At 60.3% G+C, this 21,962-nt stretch carries 18 protein-coding genes; 10 read left to right on the forward strand and 8 right to left on the reverse strand.

Annotated features, from left to right (window positions below; all coding sequences use genetic code 11):
- Positions 1–50 precede the first annotated feature (50 nt).
- From SJY32_RS15085 to SJY32_RS15095, 3 genes are all read left to right on the forward strand, one after another.
- Positions 51–974: a sulfite exporter TauE/SafE family protein gene (locus SJY32_RS15085; RefSeq protein WP_376877195.1), complete on the forward strand. Its 924-nt coding sequence runs from the start codon at positions 51–53 to the stop codon at positions 972–974.
- Complete coding sequence (locus SJY32_RS15090; protein WP_376877198.1) at positions 971–1,816, forward strand: TIGR02186 family protein; 846 nt, start codon at positions 971–973, stop codon at positions 1,814–1,816. The genes SJY32_RS15085 and SJY32_RS15090 overlap by 4 nt, the downstream gene beginning before the upstream one ends.
- A gap of 210 nt (positions 1,817–2,026) precedes the next feature.
- A complete protein-coding gene (locus SJY32_RS15095) occupies positions 2,027–3,964 on the forward strand; it encodes a polysaccharide biosynthesis protein (RefSeq protein ID WP_376877201.1) in 1,938 nt (645 codons plus the stop codon).
- Here SJY32_RS15095 and truA read toward each other — a convergent pair.
- The gene (gene truA / locus SJY32_RS15100; protein ID WP_376877204.1) at positions 3,956–4,744 is read right to left on the reverse strand and encodes a tRNA pseudouridine(38-40) synthase TruA; all 789 of its coding nucleotides are present in this window, start codon (positions 4,742–4,744) and stop codon (positions 3,956–3,958) included. The genes SJY32_RS15095 and truA overlap by 9 nt on opposite strands.
- Before the next feature lie 171 nt (positions 4,745–4,915).
- Between truA and SJY32_RS15105 the strand changes: the two genes are divergently transcribed.
- Together SJY32_RS15105 and SJY32_RS15110 are read left to right on the forward strand one after the other, a co-directional pair.
- Complete coding sequence (locus SJY32_RS15105; protein ID WP_376877207.1) at positions 4,916–6,319, forward strand: YcjX family protein; 1,404 nt, start codon at positions 4,916–4,918, stop codon at positions 6,317–6,319.
- Positions 6,316–7,356: a YcjF family protein gene (locus SJY32_RS15110; protein ID WP_376877210.1), complete on the forward strand. Its 1,041-nt coding sequence runs from the start codon at positions 6,316–6,318 to the stop codon at positions 7,354–7,356. The genes SJY32_RS15105 and SJY32_RS15110 overlap by 4 nt, the downstream gene beginning before the upstream one ends.
- Before the next feature lie 3 nt (positions 7,357–7,359).
- Here the strand turns inward: SJY32_RS15110 and SJY32_RS15115 are convergent, their stop codons facing one another.
- The 3 genes from SJY32_RS15115 to SJY32_RS15125 form a co-directional block, all read right to left on the reverse strand.
- Positions 7,360–7,776 carry a group III truncated hemoglobin gene (locus tag SJY32_RS15115; protein ID WP_376877213.1) on the reverse strand — a complete coding sequence of 139 codons (417 nt, stop codon included), beginning with the start codon at positions 7,774–7,776 and terminating at the stop codon, positions 7,360–7,362.
- A gap of 22 nt (positions 7,777–7,798) precedes the next feature.
- Positions 7,799–9,046, reverse strand: coding sequence for an MFS transporter (locus SJY32_RS15120; protein WP_376877216.1), 1,248 nt, complete (start codon positions 9,044–9,046; stop codon positions 7,799–7,801).
- A gap of 68 nt (positions 9,047–9,114) precedes the next feature.
- Positions 9,115–11,322 (reverse strand): primosomal protein N', encoded by a 2,208-nt coding sequence (locus SJY32_RS15125; protein ID WP_376877219.1) that lies wholly within the window; start codon positions 11,320–11,322, stop codon positions 9,115–9,117.
- 196 nt (positions 11,323–11,518) lie between these two features.
- On the opposite strand from SJY32_RS15125, the gene SJY32_RS15130 reads away from it, so the two are divergent.
- The 4 genes from SJY32_RS15130 to SJY32_RS15145 all read left to right on the forward strand — a co-directional run bounded on the left by SJY32_RS15130 (position 11,519) and on the right by SJY32_RS15145 (position 14,352).
- Positions 11,519–12,223, forward strand: a complete 705-nt coding sequence (locus SJY32_RS15130; RefSeq protein ID WP_376877222.1) for a DUF484 family protein — start codon at positions 11,519–11,521, stop codon at positions 12,221–12,223.
- On the forward strand, positions 12,223–13,146 hold the full coding sequence (locus tag SJY32_RS15135) for a tyrosine recombinase XerC (RefSeq protein ID WP_376877224.1): 924 nt from the start codon (positions 12,223–12,225) through the stop codon (positions 13,144–13,146). Before SJY32_RS15130 ends, SJY32_RS15135 begins: the two co-directional genes overlap by 1 nt.
- A 109-nt stretch (positions 13,147–13,255) precedes the next feature.
- Positions 13,256–13,489, forward strand: a complete 234-nt coding sequence (locus SJY32_RS15140; RefSeq protein ID WP_376877227.1) for a hypothetical protein — start codon at positions 13,256–13,258, stop codon at positions 13,487–13,489.
- Positions 13,490–13,650: 161 nt separating this feature from the next.
- Entirely contained in the window at positions 13,651–14,352 is a 702-nt protein-coding gene (locus SJY32_RS15145; RefSeq protein ID WP_376877230.1) for a CDP-alcohol phosphatidyltransferase family protein, read from the forward strand.
- 4 nt (positions 14,353–14,356) lie between these two features.
- Here the strand turns inward: SJY32_RS15145 and SJY32_RS15150 are convergent, their stop codons facing one another.
- The 4 genes from SJY32_RS15150 to SJY32_RS15165 form a co-directional block, all read right to left on the reverse strand.
- Entirely contained in the window at positions 14,357–15,193 is an 837-nt protein-coding gene (locus SJY32_RS15150) for a DMT family transporter (RefSeq protein WP_376877234.1), read from the reverse strand.
- 63 nt (positions 15,194–15,256) lie between these two features.
- Positions 15,257–18,163, reverse strand: coding sequence for an isoleucine--tRNA ligase (gene ileS, locus SJY32_RS15155; RefSeq protein ID WP_376877237.1), 2,907 nt, complete (start codon positions 18,161–18,163; stop codon positions 15,257–15,259).
- A 327-nt stretch (positions 18,164–18,490) separates the two neighbouring features.
- Positions 18,491–19,450: an acetyl-CoA carboxylase carboxyltransferase subunit alpha gene (locus SJY32_RS15160; RefSeq protein WP_376877240.1), complete on the reverse strand. Its 960-nt coding sequence runs from the start codon at positions 19,448–19,450 to the stop codon at positions 18,491–18,493.
- A 229-nt stretch (positions 19,451–19,679) separates the two neighbouring features.
- Complete coding sequence (locus tag SJY32_RS15165; RefSeq protein ID WP_376877243.1) at positions 19,680–20,636, reverse strand: L-malyl-CoA/beta-methylmalyl-CoA lyase; 957 nt, start codon at positions 20,634–20,636, stop codon at positions 19,680–19,682.
- Positions 20,637–20,933: 297 nt separating this feature from the next.
- Between SJY32_RS15165 and dgcN the strand changes: the two genes are divergently transcribed.
- Positions 20,934–21,935, forward strand: a complete 1,002-nt coding sequence (dgcN, locus tag SJY32_RS15170) for an N-acetyltransferase DgcN (protein ID WP_376877246.1) — start codon at positions 20,934–20,936, stop codon at positions 21,933–21,935.
- Positions 21,936–21,962: the final 27 nt, after the last annotated feature.

Consider the following 21,962-nt stretch of genomic DNA (forward strand, 5'->3'; position numbering starts at 1 on the left):
GGCTCTTGCAACGGGCCACTGTGGGCTAACTGGTGTCACGGGCCTGCAAAATGCAAATTTACCTCCCCATCGCTGAAGTATCGGTGAGCGCTTATAGCCTTTTGGGGATTGGCGGTCTGGTGGGGGTGTTGTCGGGGCTATTTGGTGTCGGCGGCGGCTTTTTGATTACGCCGCTTTTGTTTTTTATCGGCATTCCCCCGGGCGTTGCGGTGGCCACTGGTGCAAACCAGGTCGTTGCATCCTCCGTGTCGGGCGTTTTGGCGCAGTTCAAGCGCAAGGCGGTCGATGTGCCGATGGGGCTTGTTTTGCTCGTGGGCGGGATGATCGGCTCGGGGCTGGGCGTGTGGGTGTTCAACCTGTTGACCGAGTTGGGGCAGATCGACCTCGTCGTGCAGCTGTCTTACGTAATTTTTCTCGGCTCGATTGGTCTTTTGATGTTTCAAGAGAGCGTCCGCAGCCTGACGCGGGCGCGCAAACCGGGGGCCGCGCGGCGTAAATTGCACACGCATAGCTGGGCGCACAACCTGCCTTTTAAGCTAAAGTTCCGCGCGTCCGGCTTGTATATTTCGGTGATCCCGCCGCTGCTCGTCGGATTGGTTGTGGGCGTTCTTGCGGCGATTATGGGCGTGGGCGGGGGCTTTATCATGGTCCCTGCGATGATCTATTTGCTGGGGATGCCGACGAAGGTTGTGATCGGGACATCGCTGTTCCAAATTATCTTTGTCACGGCGTTCACCACTTTCATGCACGCGATCACCAACCAGTCGGTTGATGTGTTGCTGGCGATGATGCTGATTATCGGCGGGGTCGTGGGGGCGCAGATCGGCTCGCGCTTGGGGGCGAAGCTCAAGGCGGAGCAGTTGCGGATCTTGCTTGCGTTGATGGTGATCGGGGTTGCGGTGCAAATCGGATTGGATCTGTTGCTGACGCCCGATGATCTATTCTCGCTGCAGCAAGAGGGGGCAGGGCAATGATACGCGGTCTCATGCCCGTTTTCTCGATCTGGTTGGTCGGTCTTGCTTTGCCCGCTTATGCGCAATCTGCGGATGAGGCGTCTCCTGTGGAGCTTTTGGCGCAGACCGGTAGCGAAATCGCGCCCGCAGACATCGGAGCGGAGACCGTTGTCGCGGGCCTGTCGCAAGAAACCGTTGGCATCCACGCGAATTTCGACGGGTCTGCCATTATGATCTACGGCGCAGTCAAACGCACCGCGCCGTTGCCCGATAGCAAGCTTGGCGTGATCGTGACGCTTGAGGGGCCGAGTGCTCCGCTGACGATCCGGAAGAAATCGCGCGAGATGGGGATTTGGATCAACACGCAGGCCGTTGGGGTTGCGGCGGTGCCGACCTATTACGCTGTGGCGAGCTCGGCGCCGATTGATACGATCCTTTCCGCCGCTGAGGATACGCAAGAGCGCATCACCGCGCGCTATGCCATGCGCGCGTTCGCAGGGCCGCTCGAGGTTGAGGACGCGCGCCCCTTCACCGAGGCGCTGTTGCGGATACGCGAAGCGGAGGGCTTGTTTTCCCTTGCCGAGAATACAGTGGAACTTCAGCAAGACACCCTCTTTCGCGTCGATTTCGATCTACCCGCGAGCCTGACCGAGGGTGACTATAAGGCGCGGATATTCTTGCTGCGCGATGGGGAGGTCATCGACCGAAGCCGCGCCGCGATTTATGTGCGCAAGGTTGGTCTGGAGCGCTGGCTGTTTGTCGCCTCGCGTGAACAACCTTGGCTCTACGGGTTGATGGCACTGGCGCTCGCGGCGTTCTCGGGCTGGCTTGCATCGCAGATCTTCCGCTTCATTCGAAGCTGACCTGACGTGTTGTGCCGCCCGTAAGTGCTTTTAGGGGTGGTTTTTGCCTCATTTTGGCGGTTTTACGCCCGCGGATTCGCGGTTTGCTTGCGTTGCCATGTTAGTCGTCGTATGCGGAAAAGAGCAGCCTCGGAATAGTTCGGGGTGCTCGGCACTCGCGGCCTCGTCACATTTGGAATAGCGCGGCAACGCCGCTTGATTGGTGCTGGAATGTTTGGGTCTATCCTTAAATTTACCCGCTCCCAGAAGAACTTAATTCTTCTTTCTGCCGACCTGTTGGTGGTTCCCATCGCGTTTTGCGTCGCGTTGATGATCCAGTTTTCGTCGTTGGCGCCGATCGAACACTTGAACCGGAATTGGGAAGCGCTGCCGGCGTTGGTTGGGATTGCCGCAGTAATGCTGTTCGTGCTCGGGTTGTGGCATGTGCGCCTGAAAGAGTTTCAGGAAAAGGCTGTTTTACGGTCTGCCGCCTTGGCGGTGAGTATGGGGCTCGCGTCGTCAGCGGTCGCGGGGGTGTTGGAGCTTCCCTTCGCGCCGGGGTTCCACCCCCTGTTCGCGTTGGTGTTCCTCGTTGTCTATCTCGGTGCGCGGCGTTTGATGTTGCAAGTCTTGCTGGCAATCTACCGCAGATCGGCGGGCGTCACGCGGGTCGCGATTTATGGGGCGGGGCGCACGGGTATGGCATTGGCGCAGGCGCTGCGCCAGCAACCCGGTATTATCGCCTATGCGTTTCTCGATGATAACGCGACGCTCGACGGGCTGAACGTCGAAGGGTTGCCGGTCTATTCGGGCGCGCGGGTTGCGCGGGTTGTGAAGGAATACGGGATCAACCGTGTGATCATCGCGATGCCCAGCTTGTCGACGCATAAGCAGACGTATCTGTCGCAACGGCTCGGGCGGTTGCGGGTCGAAATCCAGACATTGCCTGCTTTTGCGCGTTTGACGGGCGATGATGCGCTTCTTGATAAACTGACGCCTGCGGGTCCGGCGGCCTTCCTGTCGCGAGGGCATTTGCATGATGAGATCAGCGGCTCGCTTGCGGATTACACGGGCGGGTCGGTCCTGATTACGGGCGCGGGCGGATCTATCGGGCAAGAGCTGTGCAGACAGATACTCCGGTGCCGGCCCCGCAAGCTGGTTTTGTTCGATCTCTCTGAACTGGCGCTTTACAATATCCACTCCGAGATTGTGGTGCTTGCGCAAGAGGCGGGCATCGAGCTTGTGGCCGTGTTGGGCAGCATCACGGATGAGGTGCTGGTTGAACAGGTTTTGGCCGGCCACAGTATCGATGCGGTGCTGCACGCGGCCGCCTATAAACATGTGCCAATCGTGGAGACGAATATCCGGGTTGGCCTAGCGAATAACGCGTTGGGGACATCGGTTCTTGTCGCGAAAGCGCATGAGGCGAAGGTGAAGCGTTTCGTCCTCGTTTCGTCCGACAAAGCTGTGCGGCCGGGCAATGTGATGGGCGCATCTAAGCGGTTCGCGGAGCTGATCGTGCAAGATATGGCCGCGCGCGCGACGGACACGATCTTCTCGATTGTTCGGTTCGGGAATGTTCTTGGCTCGTCGGGCTCGGTGATTCCGTTATTCCAAGAGCAGATCGCCCGAGGTGGTCCGGTTACGCTGACGGATCTGAACGTCACGCGTTATTTCATGACGATCGAGGAGGCCGCGCGGCTTGTGATGGTCGCGGGATCTTTTGCGGAGGGCGGCGAGGTTTACGTTCTGGATATGGGGCAGCCCGTTTTGATCCGCGATCTGGCCTACCGTTTGATACATGCCGCCGGATTTTCGGTGCGCGACGAGTTGAACCCCGATGGGGATATCGAGGTTATTTGCACAGGGCTGCGTCCGGGAGAAAAGCTGCATGAGGAGCTGATGATGGGGACGGGCGGCCAAAGCACCGCACATCCCAAGATCATCCGCGTTCGCGAGCACGGCCTCTCCGAATTGGAAATGGCGGGATCTTTGCGCGCGCTGCGGGCGGCGATTGCGGAAGGGTCCGAGCAGGGCGTCTTGACGGCTCTCGCCCGTGCTGTGCCGGAATACCACCCGCAGAACTTGCCCGCCTCGGCTTTGCCTGTTCAGGTGACGTCTGCGGATAAGAAACGGCGCAGCCGCGTCACCGACCTTCCATCAGAGTGAGCTAGAGGGCGTTTCGAAAGGGTCGGCGTTGCCATATCCGACCCCTGCGAGATAGAGGCCTTGCGGAGGGCAGACCGGCCCGCATGCGGCGCGGTCGCAGGCCTCTAACACTTCACGCACGCGCTCAGGGTGCCACGCGCCAGCCCCGACGCGCTCGACTGTGCCAACAATGGAGCGCACCTGATTGTGCAAGAACGACCGCGCCCGAAGGTAAAAGCGGTACTCGCGGCCATTTTGCACAGGCACTTCCTCGATCCGGATCTCGTCGATTGATTTCACCGGCGAGGCGGCTTGGCACATCGTGGAGCGAAACGTCGTGTAATCATGATGGCCAATCAGATGCGCGGCCCCCGCGCGCATGGCCTCTATATCGAGAGGGTTTTGCACCGCCCATACGAGGCCACGGTCATGCACCATCGGCGCGCGACGCTGCGCGAGACGAAACATGTAGCGCCGCTCGATCGCGGTAAAGCGCGCGTGGAAGTCCTCTGCGACGCGGGCACAGGCGACGATGGCCACCTGCGCCGGACGCAGATGGAAGTTTAGCGCCTCGGATAAGCGGAACGGGTCCCAGTCCTTCTCCAGATCGGCATGGGCAACCTGCGCTGTCGCGTGAACACCTGCATCGGTGCGGCCGGCGGCTGCAATGGTGTGGTCGCGGGGGTCTAGGCGAGCCAAGGCAGCCTCGATCGCGCCTTGCACGGAGGGTTGATCCGCTTGGCGTTGCCAACCTGCGAAGGCCGCGCCGTGGTACTCGATTTTGAAAGCATATCTAGGCATGCCTTTGCCTAGCGCCCCGCGCGGAGTTTCGCAATTGCTCAATCGAGCGCGACGTTGGCGCGGGCGAGGTGCTAGGCCCATATCGAGATCCGCGCGCGAAGACGGCTTGCCCCTAGCCGCGGGGCGGCAGGATGCTTATGTTTGTGGCAAGGGCTAAGGCGAGGGACGAAGGTGGGTATTGGCAGTTTGACGGACGATCTTCTACGCGGGATCGAAAACCGCATCGATTCCGCCTCAGAGGCTTTGTTCGATCCGGTGATCCGGTTGGGGGTGACGGGCCTGTCGCGGGCGGGCAAAACGGTTTTTATCACCTCGCTGATTGCCAATCTGATGGATCGCGGCCGGATGCCCGCTTTGACGGGCGCTGCCCAAGTGCAGGCCGCATTCTTGCAGCCGCAACCCGATGACACCGTCCCGCGCTTCGAATTTGAGACTATGCTGGCGGCTTTGACCGGCCCCGAGCCGCATTGGCCGGAGGGGACGCGCACGATCTCGGAGTTGCGCCTGTCATTCCGTATCCAGCCCTCGGGCCTTCTCGGCGCAATCCGTGGCCCGCGCACGTTGCATCTCGATATCGTTGATTATCCGGGCGAGTGGTTGTTGGATCTTGGTCTGTTGGAGCTGTCCTTCCGTGACTGGTCCAAGGCGGCGCTCGCGCGCTTGCCGCGTCGCCCGATGGGGCCCGAATATCTTGCGACGCTGGCCGCTCACGCGCCCGCAGAGGCATTGAACGAGCCTGACGCGCAGAGCTTGGCCGCCGCATTTACCGCGCATCTCCATGCTTCGCGGGCGGCGGGGTTTTCGGATTGCTCACCGGGGCGGTTCATCCTGCCCGGTGAAATGGCAGGATCGCCGGCACTCACCTTCGCGCCGCTGCCCGAGGGCGCCGCGCCGCGCGGCTCGCTGGCGCGTGAGTTTGAGCGCCGGTTTGAGGCGTATAAGTCGCAGATCGTAAAGCCGTTTTTCCGAGACCATTTCGCAAAAATCGACCGGCAGGTTGTTTTGGTCGATGTGCTTGGCGCGGTGCATTCGGGGCCCGAAGCGCTGGAGGATTTACGACGCGCCATGGGGGCCATTTTGACGGCGTTCCGCCCGGGCCAAACCGGTTTTCTGGGCGCGCTGCTTGGGCGGAAAAGGATTGAGAAGATCCTCTTCGCGGCGACGAAAGCGGATCACCTCCATCACACGCAGCATCCGCGCCTGACCGCGATAACGGAAGCTCTTTTGCGCGAGGCGCGCGATAGGGCTGATTTCGCGGGTGCCGCAACGCAGGCGATGTCGATCGCCAGCCTGCGTACGACGACGGAGGAAGATTTGCCGCATAAAGACGGGCCGTTGCCCGCAGTGCGGGGCAAGCTCCTCGACGGTCGTTCCGCGGTTTTGTATCCGGGGGAGTTGCCCGCCGATCCTGCGCAACTTCTGGCGCCTGCGCGCTCGGGGGCGCAACGCTGGTTGGACGGGGATTACGGGATCATGGGGTTCGCCCCCGCGCCGATCACGCTACGCCCGCATGAGGGGCCGCCACATATCCGTCTGGATCGCGCCGCACAATTTTTGATCGGAGATAAGCTGTGAGTGATCAACCCGACCCCAAACCGCAATCCGCACCACGGCGTGGACCCGTCATGGTTGAAGTCGATGCACAGGATCGCCCACATCCAAGTCCTTCGGATGCGCCACCTGTTCCGGATTTGGAAAGGCCGGTTTCGGAGGGGCGCGCCATGCAAATTGCGGCGCGTCTCGCAAGCAAACCCGCGTCTGGTGTGAGCCGCTTCTTCTGGCGCTCACTTGTGGCATTGCTGACCTTCATCCTGTCGGTATCGGCATGGCGTGCCTTGGATGCGTTGATCGCGTCCAATCCGGTAATTGGTTGGCTCGGGGCGTTTTTGACGGCTTTGTTTATAATCGCCTGCACCGTGATGATCCTGCGCGAGTTGGCGGGCTATGCGCGGCTAGGTCGGCTTGACCGCGTGCAAAAGGATGTGCGGTCGGTCACGGATTTGGCCAGCGCCCGCAAAGCGGTTGCTAAGGTTGCCGGTCTATATGCAAAGGCGCCTGAACAGGCTTGGGGGCTCGCGCGCCTGCGGGAGCGCGAGGGCGAAATCCTTGACGCGGAAACGTTGTTGGATCTTGCCGAGGCGGAGTTGATGGCGCCGCTCGATCAGGCTGCGCGCCGTGAAATCGAAGCCGCCGCGCGTCAGGTTGCGACTGTGACGGCGCTTGTACCGCTGGCTTTGGCGGATGTTTTCGCGGCGCTGACGTCGAATGTTCGGATGATCCGGCGTTTGGGTGAGATTTACGGAGGCCGCGCGGGAGTGTTTGGCGCATGGCGTTTAGCGCGTTCGGTTCTGACGCATTTGGTCGCCACGGGCGCTGTCGCGGTGGGCGACGATTTTATCGAGACGGTTGCGGGTGGGGGTGTATTGTCGAAAGTCTCGCGGCGCTTTGGCGAGGGGGTTGTCAACGGGGCTTTGACGGCGCGCGTCGGGGTGGCGGCGATGGAGGTTTGTCGACCGATGCCGTTCAAGGCGCTGCCCAAACCGCGTGTGACGCAGGTGGTCAGCCGTGGTTTGGCGGGCCTGTTCGGCCGAAGCAAAACGCCCGAGAGCTAAGCCTCATGTGAACCGCGGCACTTCGCCTTTCGCGCGGCCGATATCTTCGACACCTTGGCGTAGTCCTTGCCCGATGCGATGCGCTAACGCAGACCAACCGGCCGCTTGCAGCGGGTCAAGTTCGCGACGCAAGGTATCGTCGAACAGGCCGAGCCAGATCGGGAAATGTCCCGCCTCGACATTTCCGGCGCGGCGGTGGGCCATCATCGGGCTGCCTTCATATCCGGATTGATGCAAAATCGCGCCCTTCCAAAAACGCGCAATTTTTGCTTCATGGCTTTCCCAATCCTCGACCTTGGCACCAAAAATTGGCCCCAACAGGTGATGCGCGCGCACCCTGGCGTAGAAGGCCGCGACGACCTGTTCGATCTCCGCTTCTGTGATTTCGAAGCGCGGCGGCAGGGTTGGGGGTGTTGTCATGACTGGCTCCTTCGGGGCGGGGTTATGCCCGTAGCCCGATCCGTTCAAGTGCCATGGTGACGCGGGTCTCGTTGCCTTTTTCGGGGTGACGCGGGATGAGCAGGGCCAAAAGCAACGAAATAAACGCCATGCCCGCGGCAAGGCCGAACACAGACACCGGGGAGGTCAGCCATAGATAGCCCAAAAGCGCCGGCAGGAACACGGCCGCGATGTGATTGATGGTAAAGGCGACGGCGGCCGTCGGGGCGATATCGCCTGCATCCGCGATTTTCTGGAAATAGGTACGCTGGGCGAAGGCCATCGCGAAGAACAGGTGATCCAACACGTACAGCGCGCCGGCCACCCATACAGGCCAGTTGTAGATATAGAGCCCGCCATATGCGAGGAAGACCAAAATCAGGCCCGAGTATTCAAACACCAGCGCGGCTTGTTCGCCAAACCGGCCCACGGCTCGCCCGATGAGCGGTGCTGCCAGCATGTTGACGAAGAAGTTGATCACGAACAGCCCTGTGATCTCATGCACTTCGAAGCCGTATTTCTCGACCATCATGAACGCCGCGAAGACAACGAAAATCTGCCGCCGTGCGCCCGCCATCATCTGCATCGCGTAATAGAGCCAATAGCGTTTGCGCAGGACGAATGTCTTGAGTTGCGGCTCCGGCGATTGGAAACTTGGCCATAAAAGCGCACAAGCGATCGCGATGAGCGCCGTCGTCCCGCCCGAAATCGCGTAGACCGTCATATAGCTGAGATCGAGGGTCTTCCACGTCAGCATCAGCAAAAGATAGGCGGCCAGCGAGGCCCCTGAGCCGACCGCCACAATGCGGCCAAGTGTTTGGGGCGCGCGGGATTTGTCGATCCATTGCAGCTGCAGGGATTGGTTGACTGTCTCGTAATAATGGAAGCCGACAGAGGATAGGAAGGTAACGATCATCAAGCCGCCGAAGCTCGGGAAGGCTGCGGTGATGGCTGTCGCTACGCCGAGCAAAAAGAGAGACGCGAGCACCAAAACCTGTTCGCGCATCGCCCAGAGCAACACGATCACCCCGATCGCCAGCAATCCGGGAATTTCGCGGATTGAATGGAGCCAGCCGATCTCTTTCCCAGTAAAGCCTGCCGCCTCGATCACAAAGTTATTGAGCAGGGCCGACCATGTTGCAAAGGCAATCGGCATCGCCGCTGCCATCACGTACAGCAACGTATCGGGGCGGCGCCAGCGAGGCAGGGCACGTGCCTCTTCAAGGGTGTAGGTGCGTTTTGAAATGATCATGCGAAAACCTGTATCCCTTGTGCAGCATTCTGGCAATTGGCGTTTAATCTGCGTCGTGCGGTTCGATGTTACCAGAAACTCTGCGGGTCGATATCTACAGCAATGCGGATTGAGTTTGGAATTTTCAACGGGGCGAGCCACGCTTTAATGGCCGGTTGCAGCGCCGCGCCTTTGGGCGCTTTAATCAGCATTCTGACGCGGTGTTTGCCGCGCACACGCGCGATCGGGGCGGGGGCGGGGCCGTAAACTTCCGCGTTGATTGCGCGCAGGGGCCCGGCGCTGCGCGCCAGTGTTTCTCCAAGGTCAAACAGCGGTTTCGGCTCAGGACCGGACAAGATCAGCCCAGCCATTTTGCCGAACGGGGGCACACCCTCCGCGCGGCGCCCTTCCGCTTCCGCGCGCCAGAAATCTTCCTCATTCCCGCTCAAAATGGCGCGGATCACAGGGTGCTCAGGCTGGTGGGTTTGCAGCAGCGCGCGGCCCGGCCGTTCGGCGCGGCCCGCGCGGCCTGCGACCTGCCGCATCAGCTGGAAGGTACGCTCGGCCGCGCGCATATCGCTGCCCATCAAGCCAAGATCCGCGTCGATGACACCGACAAGCGTCAGGAGCGGGAAGTTATGCCCCTTCGCCACGATCTGCGTGCCGATGATGATATCAGCGCCGCCCGCGGCAATATTGTGAATCGCCTCTTTCAGGGCGCGCGCCGAAGAAAACAGATCTGACGACAGCACGGCCATTTTCGCATCAGGGAACCGTTCGGACACCTCTTCCGCCAGCCGTTCCACCCCCGGGCCGATTGGCGCGAGTTTGCCCTCGGCCTTGCATTCGGGGCAGACGTCGGGGACCGGTTTGCTCTCGCCGCATTGATGGCAGACGAGGCGTTTGAGAAAGCGGTGTTCGACCATGCGCGCATCGCAATGATCGCAACCGATCTGATGCCCGCATGCGCGGCAAACTGTGGTGGGCGCATACCCACGGCGGTTGAGAAACAACATCGATTGTTCGCCCTCCGCTAGTCGTGCGCGCACCTCGCTGGCGAGCGAGGGCGAGATCCAGTTGTTGGGTTGCAACTGCTCGGCGCGCATGTCGATCGCCGCCATTTCGGGCAATTCCGATGCGCCAAACCGGGCGGCAAGATTGATCCGCTGGTATTTGCCCGCTTCGGCATTGACCCATGTCTCGAGCGAGGGAGTCGCGGAGGCCAGAACGACTTGCGCAGAGGCGAAGGACGCGCGCAACACGGCCATATCGCGCGCAGAATACATCACACCTTCCTCTTGCTTGTAGGAGGTGTCGTGTTCTTCATCGATCACGATCAAACCCAGGTCACGGAACGGCAAAAACAGCGCCGATCTCGCGCCGACAACCAATTGCACACCGCCCTCACCACACATCCGCCACAGGCGGCGACGCTCGGACATAGAGGCGCCCGAATGCCATTCGCCCGGCCTTGCGCCAAAGCGGGCCTCAACCCGATCCAGAAATTCCGCAGTCAGCGCAATTTCCGGCAGTAAGACCAATGCCTGACGCCCCTGTCGCAGGCAATCGGCGACGGCTTCCAGATAGACTTCCGTCTTCCCCGACCCCGTTACGCCTTTCAAAAGCGTTGTCCCGTAAGCGCCTGTCAGGAGCGCAGTTCGCAGCTGTGCGGCGGCGTTTGACTGATCTTCCGAGAGCTCTTTGCCCGGACGATTTGCATCCAAGGGAGGGAAGGGGAGATCGCGAGGCTGGTCGATTTCGTCAACGGCGCCCGAAGCAACCATACCTTTCACGACTTGCGGCGTGACGCCTGCGAGCTTGGCAAGTTCCGTCAGATAAAAGCCGACCCCGCCGTATGCGCGTAACACCTCAATAACCTTGCCGCGCGCTTCCGTCATCCGCGACGGTGCGGCGGTTCCCAACCGGTAGATTTTTCGCGATCCGGGCGCATCGGCAAGCCCCGGCGCGCGGGTTGCCAGCCGGAGCATCAAGGGCAGGGGGGTGAGGGTGTAATCTCCCGCGCGGACCAAAAACTGCTGCATCTCCTCGCGCATCGGCGCGACATCCAAAACGCGGATCACGCGACGCACCTTGGCCAGATCGTAACCGCCTTCACCCGCGCCCCAAACGACGCCCATCACTTTGCGCGGGCCAAGCGGCACCTCGACATAAGCGCCGAGCGCGCAGCCCCCCTCAGGCGCGCGGTAGTCCAACGGACGGCCAATCGGTTCAGCGGTGAGGACCGCGACCAATTGGCCTTCCTCGAAATATCCAGCCTCGGTCAGAGCGGCCTGCATTCTAGCTCCTGTCTTGCGTCCGTCAGGGCGGTGGCTTGTCACCCGTCGTTGGGGGCTGTCTGTTATGCTTTGGCGTCGGGTGTGGCATCCCTGTCAGCGGTTATCAAGTCGTGACATCGGGCAGCGTGGAAGGGGGCTGCATTTCGATCCGTATCGCGGTATAGTTGCTCAAAATGATAAGATCGAGATTTCAGGCATGACCGACACAGCACTCGCCGCGCAGCTGCGCGACAAGATTATTTCCGACCCCGAGATGATCTTGGAGGATCACGACCTCATGCGTGCACTGGTGGCCGCAAACGAGCGCGCGATGGGCGCCAATATCGTCGATCTGCGCGGGGTTGCGATGGACCGACTTGAAAAACGCTTGGACCGGCTTGAGGATGCGCACCGCTCGGTGATTGCCGCCGCCTATGAAAATCTGGCCGGCACGAACCAGATCCACCGGGCAATTACGCGCCTGTTGGAGCCTGTTGAGTTCGAGGAGTTCTTGCGCGTCTTGAGTGGGGATGTCGCGGAGATATTGCGCGTGGACAGCGTGCGCTTGGTGCTGGAGAGCCTCAATTCCGATGACGATCCGGCGTTGCGATCCTTGGGCGATGTGCTGTGCGTCGCCGAGCCGGGGTTTATCGATGAATACATGCGGGCTGGCCGCACAACGCCGCCGCGCCAAGTGATCTTGCGCCAAACCCTGCCGCAATCCGATGCGATTTACGGCGAGGCTGCGAGTTGGGTCCGCTCGGAGGCCCTTATGGCGCTCGATCTGGGGAAGGGGCGTCTGCCGGGCTTGTTGGTGATGGGGGCGGAAGATCCGCATCAGTTCAAGCCGGCGCAGGGCACCGATCTGTTGACCTTCTTCGCCGGCGTTTTTGAGCGCGCGATGCAGCGGTATCTATCGTAATGGCATTGGGGTTTTCCCCTGCCTTAAGTGCGGCGCTCGCAACATATCTGGATCATCTGCGTGGCCTCGATGATGCGTCCGATCATACATTGACGGCTTATCGGACGGATATCTCGAGCTTTCTGGGCTTTTTATCGAACCACCACGGCGCGGGACTGGGGTTGGGCGCGTTTCAATCAGTCTCGCAATCCGACATGCGCGCCTTCATGGCGCATGAGCGGGCGCGGGGCCTCGGCGCGCGATCATTGGCGCGCCGGCTTTCGTCGATCAAAAGCTTCATTCGCTGGCTTGCGCAGCGTGAGGATTTTGACCCTACCCATGTTTTATCGGCGCGCGCGCCCAAATACACGCGGTCTTTGCCCCGCCCCCTGACGCAAGAGGCCGCGCGGGCGATGATTTCGGAGGTGGACACCCAAGCGATGGAGCCTTGGATCGCGGCGCGGGATGCGGCTGTGCTGACCTTGCTATACGGGTGCGGCTTGCGGATTTCCGAGGCGCTGGGGCTGGTTCGCGGTCAAGCGCCGCTGCCTGAGGTTTTGCGGATCATTGGTAAGGGTAAGAAAGAACGCATCGTGCCTGTTCTTCCCGCCGCACGCGACGCGGTTGCCGAGTATCTGCGACAGTGCCCGTTTGACGTCGGCCCGACGGAGGCGCTGTTTCTGGGCGCGCGCGGTGGGGCGTTGAACCCTCGAATGATCGCGGGAGCGATGGCGCAGGCGCGGATGCGATTGGGCCTGCCCGCAACCGCCACACCCCATGCGCTGCGTCATTCTTTCGCGACGCATCTTCTGGCGGCGGGGGGAGATCTGCGCGCGATTCAAGAGTTATTGGGTCATGCCTCCGTTTCAACGACGCAGATATACACCGGGGTCGATGCAGGCAGATTGCTCGAAGTCTACCGCGCCTCGCACCCGCGCGCTTGAGGGATAAAATAGCTGGTATTTTAAACGCTACACGTCGGTGAACGGGGCGCTAATACATCGGTTCTATGGTGATGCTACCGCTCGAATGCGGGTTAATCTGGAGTATCCCATGCAAGTGTCTCTTTCTGGTGCCTCGTCGATCATGGCGCTGCAATCGCAAACCTCAGCGGCTTCGACCGAGGAGACGACTTCGACCGACAAAGCGGATCGCAAGGACGCGCCGCCCCCACCGCCGCCCCCACCCCCGCCTTCGAACGCGAGCGGAACCGACGCAGAGTCGATGTTCAACGCGCTGTTTGAGAGCCTGACCGAGGCGGAGGATGGCACCTCGCTGACCTCTTAAGGGCGAAACGCGCAACCTGAAAACACGAAAGGTGCCTGCCTTTTTAGAGGCAGGTAACCTAGTGCTCTTGCGGTATACAGGCCCTTTGGTGTCGTGCGACGGAGTAGAGGGCGCGTTGCACAAGCATTGCCAGCGGATGCCGTTTGCGGCATGAACACGACATGACATTGCGTATTAAAGCCCTTCTTGTTCATCTTCTCACTGCGACAGGTGCAGTGCTTTCGATGCTGGCTATGCTGGCGGCGGTCGAGGAAAAATGGGATCTGATGTTCCTGTGGCTTGTCGTGGCGCTTGTTGTCGACGGGATCGATGGGCCGTTGGCGCGCCGCTATGACGTCAAGCGGAACTGGCCAACTTACGACGGGGTCTTGATGGATCTCATCATCGATTATCTCACCTACGTCTTCATTCCCGCCTATGCGCTGTTCAAATCGGGCATGCTGGAGGGATGGGCCGGCTGGCTCGCGATTGTCGCGATTATCTATGCAAGCGTGGTCTATTTTTCGGATACGCGCATGAAAACCAAGGATAATTCCTTTGCGGGCTTTCCCGCGTGCTGGAATATGCTCGTCCTTGTCTTGTTTGCGCTCCAACCCGGCCACGGTGTGGTGCTGGCGGTTGTCTTGGGGCTGTGCGTTGCGATGTTCACTCCGCTCAAATTTATCCACCCTACGCGCACGATGCGTTGGCGCACCGTGTCATTGCCAATGGCAATCGCTTGGACGGGTTTTGCGGGCTGGGCTGCTTGGGTCGATTTTAACATCGCGAGCTGGGCGCACTGGGGTCTGATGGTGACGTCGGTCTATCTGGTTTTGGTCGGCATCGTGCAGCAGATCATTCCCCTGACAAATCGCGAGGGCTGATCGGTCAGAGGCGGGTGATAATCACGCCTGCGACGATCAATAGGGCGGCGATGGCCTTGTTGCGCGACATCCGTTCCCCGAACCACAGCCACCCGATCAAAACGGCGAACAGGATCGAGGTTTCCCGAAGGGCGGCGACCACGGCGATGGGGGCCTGCGTCATCGCCCAAATTGAGGTGGCATAGGCGATAAATGACGCGATGGACCCTGCGCAGGCAAGTAACCAATCGCGCCGCGCAGCCCGAAGGCAAGCGGTGCCTCGCCATAAGGTCATCCCGCCTGCGAATAAAATGCCGTCGATGATGTATGTCCAACCGATATAGGCCACCGCGTCACCAGCGATACGCGCACCCATCCCGTCAACCACAGTGTAGACGGCGGTTGCGGCAGCGGAGCCAAGCGCGAAGGGAAGGAGGCGGCGGCTTTCGCCATCGGTGAAAATACCCCGCGCCATGAGCAAAATGCCCAAGCCGAGAACCACGATCCCGGCGTAGCCTTGAGGCGCGATCTGATCGGCCAGAAACGCCGCACTAAACAGCGCAACCGCCATCGGCGCCGCGCCGCGGGCGATGGGATAGACGCGTGAGAGGTCGCCTTGCTCATAAGCCAAGGCGAGGAAGCTTTTGTAAATGAAATGAACGCAACCCGCCGCCAGAACCCAAGGCCACGCGGCGAGATTGGGCATTGGAAGAACCGCGACAACCATGAGCCCGATCGGGATTTCGAACAGCGACAAGCGCGTCATTGCAGAGATTTTAGAGCCCTTTGTTCGGAGAAAGGCGTTCCAAAGGGCGTGAAAAAACGCGGCGCATAGGGTCGCGAGGAAGACTGTGAGTGTCATGATCCGCCACTTGGATAATCAGAAAAGGGGCGCCCAAGGGCACCCCTAACCTTCTTCAGCGGTTTAGCCGAGCGCGTCGTTGCAGCGTTTGCAGGTCTTCGCATGGCTGTGCGTGCCGACGTCGGGCAGGATTTTCCAACACCGCTCGCATTTCTCGCCCTCGGCCATCTCGAAGACGACGGCAACGCCGGCCACCTCCGGCAGACGGAACGCCTCCGAAGGGGCAGGGTCCGTAGTCAGGGTGAGCGCGGAGGTGATGCACAGGTCCTTGAAAGGCACGGAGGCAAGCGAGCCTGCCAGATCTGCGTCGTCGATATAGACGATCGGCGCAGCTTCCAGCGATGCTCCGATGACTTTCGCGGTGCGCTGGATTTCCAGTGCTGCGGTCACGGTGCGACGCGCGCGGCGGATGCCGTCCCATTTCTTCGCCAGTGCGGCATTTGCCCATTGGGCAGGCGTTTCGGCGAAGTCCTGCAAGTGGACCGAGGTCGCCTCGTCATCGGGGAAGCGCGAGAGCCACACATCTTCCATCGTGAAGACGAGGATCGGCGCGAGCCACGTTGTCAGGCGGTGGAACAAGATATCCATTACGGTGCGCGCGGCGCGACGTTGTACGGAGTTGCTCGCATCGCAATAGAGGACATCCTTACGCACGTCGAAGTAGAATGCCGACATCTCGACCGTGCAGAAGTTGAACAGGGCTTGGAATACGCCTTGGAAGTCATAGGCTTTGAAGCCGGTGCGGACGGTGTGATCCAGCTCGGTGAGGCGGTGCAATACCCATTGCTCCAGTTCCGGCATTTGATCGAACGGCAAGCGTTCTGCTTCGTCGAACCCTTTGAGCGCGCCGAGCAGATAGCGCATCGTGTTGCGCAGGCGGCGATAGCTGTCGGCCGTGCCTTTGAGGATTTCTTTCCCGATGCGTTGATCGTTCGTGTAGTCGGCCTGTGCGACCCACAGACGCAAGATGTCCGCGCCGTAATCTTTGATGATCTCGGCTGGCACGACGGTGTTGCCGAGGGATTTGGACATTTTCATGCCCTTCTCATCCAGCGTGAAACCATGCGTGACAACGCCTCGATAGGGGGCACGCCCCTTGGTGGCGCAGGCTTGCAGCAAGGACGAATGGAACCAACCACGGTGTTGGTCGGTGCCTTCCATATAGACGTCTGCGATGCCATCTTCCGATCCGTCAGCACGATCGCGCAGAACGAAGGCATGGGTCGAGCCGGAATCGAACCAAACATCGAGTACGTCGAACACTTGGGTATAGGCGGCGGGGTCTGCGATCCCGTCCAGCATCTTTTCTTTGAAGCCGTCCGTGTACCAGATGTCCGCTCCGCTTTGCTCGAACGCCGCAGTGATCCGCGCGTTCAGGTCGGCATTGCGGAGCAGGAAGTCCGGATCCGTCGGGCGTGCGCCCGTCTTGACGAAGCACGTCAGCGGAACACCCCAAGCGCGTTGGCGCGAGAGCACCCAATCGGGGCGCTGGGCGATCATCGAATGCAGGCGGTTTTTGCCCGAAACAGGTGTGAATTGCACCAGATCTTCGATGGATTTGAGGGCGCGTTGGCGGATCGTATCGCCGTATTCGCCCATGCCATCATCCATCTTCGCATCAATCGCCGCGAACCATTGCGGCGTATTGCGGAAGATCACCGGCGCTTTGGACCGCCACGAATGCGGGTAGGAGTGTTTCACCTTGCCTTTGGCCAACAGCGCGCCCGCGCCGTGCAGCGCTTTGATATTGCTGACATTTGCCGGACCTTCTTTGCCATCCGGCGTGACGACATGCTGGCCTGCAAAGAGGGGCAGATCCTTGCGGTAGCTGCCATCGGGTTCGATGTTATACGTCATCGGGAGTTTGAATTTCAGGCCGAGTTGGTAGTCGTCATCGCCGTGCGACGGCGCAGTGTGCACGAAACCGGTGCCGGCCTCATCGGTCACGTGGTCGCCTGGCAAAAGCGGGACATCGAAATCCCACTCGCCTTGGCCATCCGCGATGCCGCGATACGGGTGGGCGAGCATCACGCCCTCGAGTTCGGCGGCGGAGACATCGCGCACGCGGGTGAATTCGGTGACCTTCGCTTGCGTCATCACGCCGTCCACCAAAGCATCCGCGAGGATCAGCGTCTCTCCCACAACGGCCGTCGCATTCTCCGCGGCGGCGTCAATACGGAACATTGCGTAGCTGATCGTCGGGTTGAAGGCGACGGCGCGGTTTTGCGGGATTGTCCAAGGCGTTGTCGTCCAGATCACAACCGACGCCCCGTCGAGGCCGGACAGCGGTTTGAAGCGAACCCAGATCGTATGCGACGTGTGATCGTGATACTCGACCTCCGCCTCCGCGAGGGCGGTTTTCTCGACGGGCGACCACATCACCGGTTTGGAGCCTTGGTAGAGCGTGCCGTTCATCAGGAATTTCATGAATTCCTCCGCGATGACGGCTTCGGCGTGATAGTTCATCGTCAAATAGGGATCGGCCCAGTTCCCCGCGACGCCGAGACGCTTGAATTCTTCACGCTGGATATCGACCCAGCCTTCCGCGAACTTGCGGCATTCCTGCCGGAAATCAACGATATCTACGTCATCCTTGTTCAGGCCCTTAGCGCGGTACTGTTCCTCGATTTTCCACTCAATCGGCAGGCCGTGGCAATCCCAACCGGGGACATAGCGCGCGTCATGGCCCATCATTTGATGCGAGCGCACGATCATATCTTTGATTGTTTTGTTCAGCGCATGACCAATGTGCAGATGCCCGTTCGCGTAGGGAGGGCCGTCGTGTAGGGTGAAGGGTGTCCGGCCTGCTGCTTTCGCGCGCAGTTGGCCATACACATCGAGGCGTTCCCAACGGGCAAGCCACTCGGGCTCGCGCAATGGCAGGCCTGCGCGCATTGCGAAATCGGTTTCAGGCAAAAAGACGGTGTCGCGATAATCGGGCGCGGTCGTGTTGGTAGTCTCGGCGGACATTCGGTGATCCTTGGTCTTCGGGCGGCGAAAAAGCGGCGGCCCAGATGTTCATGAAGCGATGAGCAAAAGAGGAGGGCGCGGCCGGAAGCGGCGCGCAACAGTCCCGGCAACCCTGACGCGTCAGAGCGCCGGGCTGGTAATTCGTGCGATCCAGCGCGGCGCGCAGGCAAGACGGCAAGAATGATCATGGCTGCCTTATAGGCGTGGCGGTGCTGCGCGGCAAGCGCGGCCGCACGCTCAAACCCTGATAACTGATCTGCGCACGCATAAAAATCCCCGCCGGAGGCAAGCTCGGGCGGGGAGGTCGTGCATTCTGACGGGACTGGATCAGGCCGCGAGGCCTTTGGATCCCATCGCGAGGAATTTCTTGCGGCGGTTCGCGATAAGATCCTTGCGCGAGGTGCCCTCCAATTCGGACAGCATCAGCGCGAGCTCGGAGCCCACCGAGGCGATGGCCGCCTCGCGTCCGCGTTGCGCGCCGCCCAAGGGCTCTTTGATGATGCGATCGATGACGCCCAATTTCTTGAGGTCTTGCGCAGTCAGGCGCAGAGCTTCGGCAGCCTCGCGCATTTTCTCCGCATCTTTCCACAAGATCGACGCGCAGCCTTCGGGCGAAATCACCGAGTAAACGGAATGCTCGAGCATGGCGATCTGGTCGCTGCCCGCGAAGGCAACGGCGCCACCTGAGCCACCTTCGCCGATCACAACAGTGACCAAGGGCACGCCGATCTGGAGGCATTTCTCAGTCGAGCGCGCGATGGCTTCTGCTTGTCCGCGTTCCTCTGCGCCCTTGCCGGGGTAGGCGCCGGGCGTGTCGATCAAGGTGATAACGGGAATCCCGAAACGATCGGCCATATCCATCAAGCGAATCGCTTTTCGGTATCCTTCGGGCCGCGCCATGCCGAAGTTGCGGGCGATGCGCGAGGCCGTATCGTGGCCTTTTTCATGGCCAATCACCATGACAGGCTTGTCATCGAGGCGAGCCAGGCCGCCCATGATGGCGTGATCATCGGCGAAGTTACGATCGCCTGCGAGGGGCGTAAATTCGGTGAAAAGCGTCTCGATATAGTCTTTGCAATGCGGCCGGTCGGCGTGGCGCGCGACCTGACATTTGCGCCAAGGCGTCAGATCTTTGTAAAGATCGCGCAACATATCGGCGGCTTTTTTGTCGAGGGCGGCTGCTTCTTTCCCGACATCCATCCCCTCGGATTTGCGGGCCATCGCGCGAAGCTCTTCAGCTTTGCCTTCGATTTCAGCGAGAGGTTTTTCGAATTCGAGATAGGTCATGACGCACTCCGATTGGGAATGGTTGCTATATGAAACGGGTTGGCGGGAAATGCAACTCAGGAGCCTGTTTGGGGCTGGTTACGGGGTTTTGAACAAGGAAACGCCCCGGCGGTGGGGCCGGGGCGTCCCTGATATCCCTCATGCAGTCGGGCCTCCCCTCCCTACCGCTCCGGGATCACGACATCTGAGGCGGACGCGCCGCGACTCAGGTGATTCGTTTCTTTCTTGCTCAAGTGTTAATCATTTCGGACTGTCTGACAATCACTTCGGCTTGTCTAATTGAAGCAATGTCGACAAGACGTCCTTTATAGACCGTCGCGCCTTGACCTTCCGATTTGGCCTTCTCCATCGCGCTCAAGATTTCGCGGGCCTCCGCAACTGCGGCTTCGGAGGGCGTAAATACTTCATTTGCAAGCGCAATTTGTTTCGGGTGGATGGCCCATTTACCAACCATACCAAGTGTCGCGGATCGCAAAGCCTGCGCGCGGAAGCCCTCATCATCCGAAAAATCACCGAACGGGCCATCGACGGGCAAAATTCCATGCGTGCGGCATGCGGCCACGATCGCGGTTTGTGCCCAGTGCCAAGGATCGGACCAGTGCTTCACGCCGTCGCGCAACATATAGTAGTTCTCTTGCGTCCCGCCGATGCCAGTTGTGGCCATGCCCATCGAGGCGGCGAAATCGGCGGCGCCAAGGCTCATCGCCTGCAGGCGCGGCGAGGCGGCGGCAATTTCTTCGACATGTGCGAGGCCGGCGGCGGATTCGATGATGACCTCCAGCGATACGCGCTTGTTGCGCCCTTTCGCGGCCTCAATTGCGGAAATGAGCGCGTCCACGGCGTAAACGTCTGCCGCGCATCCGACTTTCGGGATCATGATCTGATCGATCCGCTCGGAACCCTCTTCAAGCAGCTCCACAACGTCGCGATACCAATAAGGCGTGTCCAGCGCGTTGATCCGCACGGACAGATATTTGTTGCCCCAATCGATCTCATGCGATGCGGCGATGATGTTGCGCCGCGCCTGCGGCTTATCAGACGGGGCGACCGAATCTTCGAGGTCGAGATTAACGACATCTGCGGCAGAGGCGGCCATCTTCGTAAAGAGCTTCGTATTCGAGCCCGGCCCAAAGAGTTGGCAACGATTAGGGCGGGCAACGGGTGTCGGCTGAATGCGGAAGCTCATGGGTCACCTTGCAATTATGTGTCAATATGATGCGCGCTTTGATTATAATATTGCGCGATAGATTTCAAGTTATTTCGCAACTGCAACATGCAGGCGCAGCATTTGGGCTGATTGCGGTGCTGATCGGTGAGAGATAATCGCCTATAATTTCGCATACTCTGCCAAAATCTTGCGCCAATGCTGCTTAGTTCAAAATATTATTCGGAAAATGGACGTGTATGCGCCTTAACTCCGTAAGAAATCCCCCGCGAGTTTGTTAAGGTAAGGTAAGACATGCTGACGCATAGGAGAGGCGCGATGATCGAGACACCGTATCTGCTGTTTTTGGGCGACGCCCCTGATGGTTTGGCCGCGAAGGTGGCGCAAGGGATTAAGGATTGGCGTCCCGAGTTCGCTCTGGGTCAATTCCGTATGGAAGGCTGCAAGGCGGACATGGGTCTGCCGGACATGGACTTGGCAGCGGCCAAGGCCGCGGGCTGCAAAACGCTGGTGATCGGTGTCGCGAATCGCGGCGGGGTCATTAGCCCCGCGTGGAAGAAGGTGCTGGTTGCGGCATTGGAGGAGGGCTTTGATCTCGCTTCCGGTCTCCACAATCTTCTGCGCGACGAGGCGGACTTGGTCGCGGTTGCGCAGGCTTGCGGTCGCTCGTTGCACGATGTGCGCGTTCCGACCGTGGCCTATCCAATTGCGAATGGCGAGAAGCGCACCGGCAAGCGGATGCTGGCGGTCGGCACGGATTGTTCGGTCGGCAAAATGTACACCGCGCTTTGTATGGAGCGTGAGATGCGCGAGCGCGGCATGGCCGCGAGCTTCCGCGCGACGGGACAGACGGGTATTTTGATCACCGGTGACGGGGTTCCGCTGGATGCTGTTATTGCCGACTTCATGGCCGGATCGGTTGAATGGCTGACGCCAAATAATGATGCGGACCACTGGGATTTGATTGAAGGGCAGGGCAGCTTGTTCCACGTCAGCTATTCCGGCGTGACCTTGGCATTGATCCACGGTGGCCAGCCTGATGCGTTGGTGCTGTGCCATGAACCCGTGCGGACGCATATGCGCGGCCTGCCAGGGTACAAGCTGCCGGATCTGGCGTCGTTGCGTGATACGGCGCTCGGGTTGGCAAAAGTTGCAAATCCGGCGTGTCAGGTTGTCGGCATTTCGGTCAACACACAGGCGATGGCAGAGGCGGATGCTCTTGAGTATCTCGCGAAGCTAGAAGCCGAGATGGGGCTGCCTGCCACGGACCCGTTCCGCTTTGGCGCAGGAAAGCTGGTGGATGCGCTAGCGGCGATCTGATCTGTGTGTGATGATCTTGTAAGATAT

Source organism: Albirhodobacter sp. R86504, assembly GCF_042466415.1.
In the GTDB taxonomy this organism is placed as follows: Bacteria; Pseudomonadota; Alphaproteobacteria; order Rhodobacterales; family Rhodobacteraceae; genus Albirhodobacter.

Coding starts and splice junctions, on each gene's coding strand:
- SJY32_RS15085 (WP_376877195.1), top strand. CDS start 51: ATGCAAATTTACCTCCCCATCGCTGAAGTATCGGTGAGCGCTTATAGC.
- SJY32_RS15090 (WP_376877198.1), top strand. CDS start 971: ATGATACGCGGTCTCATGCCCGTTTTCTCGATCTGGTTGGTCGGTCTT.
- SJY32_RS15095 (WP_376877201.1), top strand. CDS start 2,027: ATGTTTGGGTCTATCCTTAAATTTACCCGCTCCCAGAAGAACTTAATT.
- truA (WP_376877204.1), bottom strand. CDS start 4,744: ATGCCTAGATATGCTTTCAAAATCGAGTACCACGGCGCGGCCTTCGCA.
- SJY32_RS15115 (WP_376877213.1), bottom strand. CDS start 7,776: ATGACAACACCCCCAACCCTGCCGCCGCGCTTCGAAATCACAGAAGCG.
- SJY32_RS15120 (WP_376877216.1), bottom strand. CDS start 9,046: ATGATCATTTCAAAACGCACCTACACCCTTGAAGAGGCACGTGCCCTG.
- SJY32_RS15125 (WP_376877219.1), bottom strand. CDS start 11,322: ATGCAGGCCGCTCTGACCGAGGCTGGATATTTCGAGGAAGGCCAATTG.
- SJY32_RS15130 (WP_376877222.1), top strand. CDS start 11,519: ATGACCGACACAGCACTCGCCGCGCAGCTGCGCGACAAGATTATTTCC.
- SJY32_RS15135 (WP_376877224.1), top strand. CDS start 12,223: ATGGCATTGGGGTTTTCCCCTGCCTTAAGTGCGGCGCTCGCAACATAT.
- SJY32_RS15140 (WP_376877227.1), top strand. CDS start 13,256: ATGCAAGTGTCTCTTTCTGGTGCCTCGTCGATCATGGCGCTGCAATCG.
- SJY32_RS15145 (WP_376877230.1), top strand. CDS start 13,651: ATGACATTGCGTATTAAAGCCCTTCTTGTTCATCTTCTCACTGCGACA.
- SJY32_RS15150 (WP_376877234.1), bottom strand. CDS start 15,193: ATGACACTCACAGTCTTCCTCGCGACCCTATGCGCCGCGTTTTTTCAC.
- ileS (WP_376877237.1), bottom strand. CDS start 18,163: ATGTCCGCCGAGACTACCAACACGACCGCGCCCGATTATCGCGACACC.
- SJY32_RS15160 (WP_376877240.1), bottom strand. CDS start 19,450: ATGACCTATCTCGAATTCGAAAAACCTCTCGCTGAAATCGAAGGCAAA.
- SJY32_RS15165 (WP_376877243.1), bottom strand. CDS start 20,636: ATGAGCTTCCGCATTCAGCCGACACCCGTTGCCCGCCCTAATCGTTGC.
- dgcN (WP_376877246.1), top strand. CDS start 20,934: ATGATCGAGACACCGTATCTGCTGTTTTTGGGCGACGCCCCTGATGGT.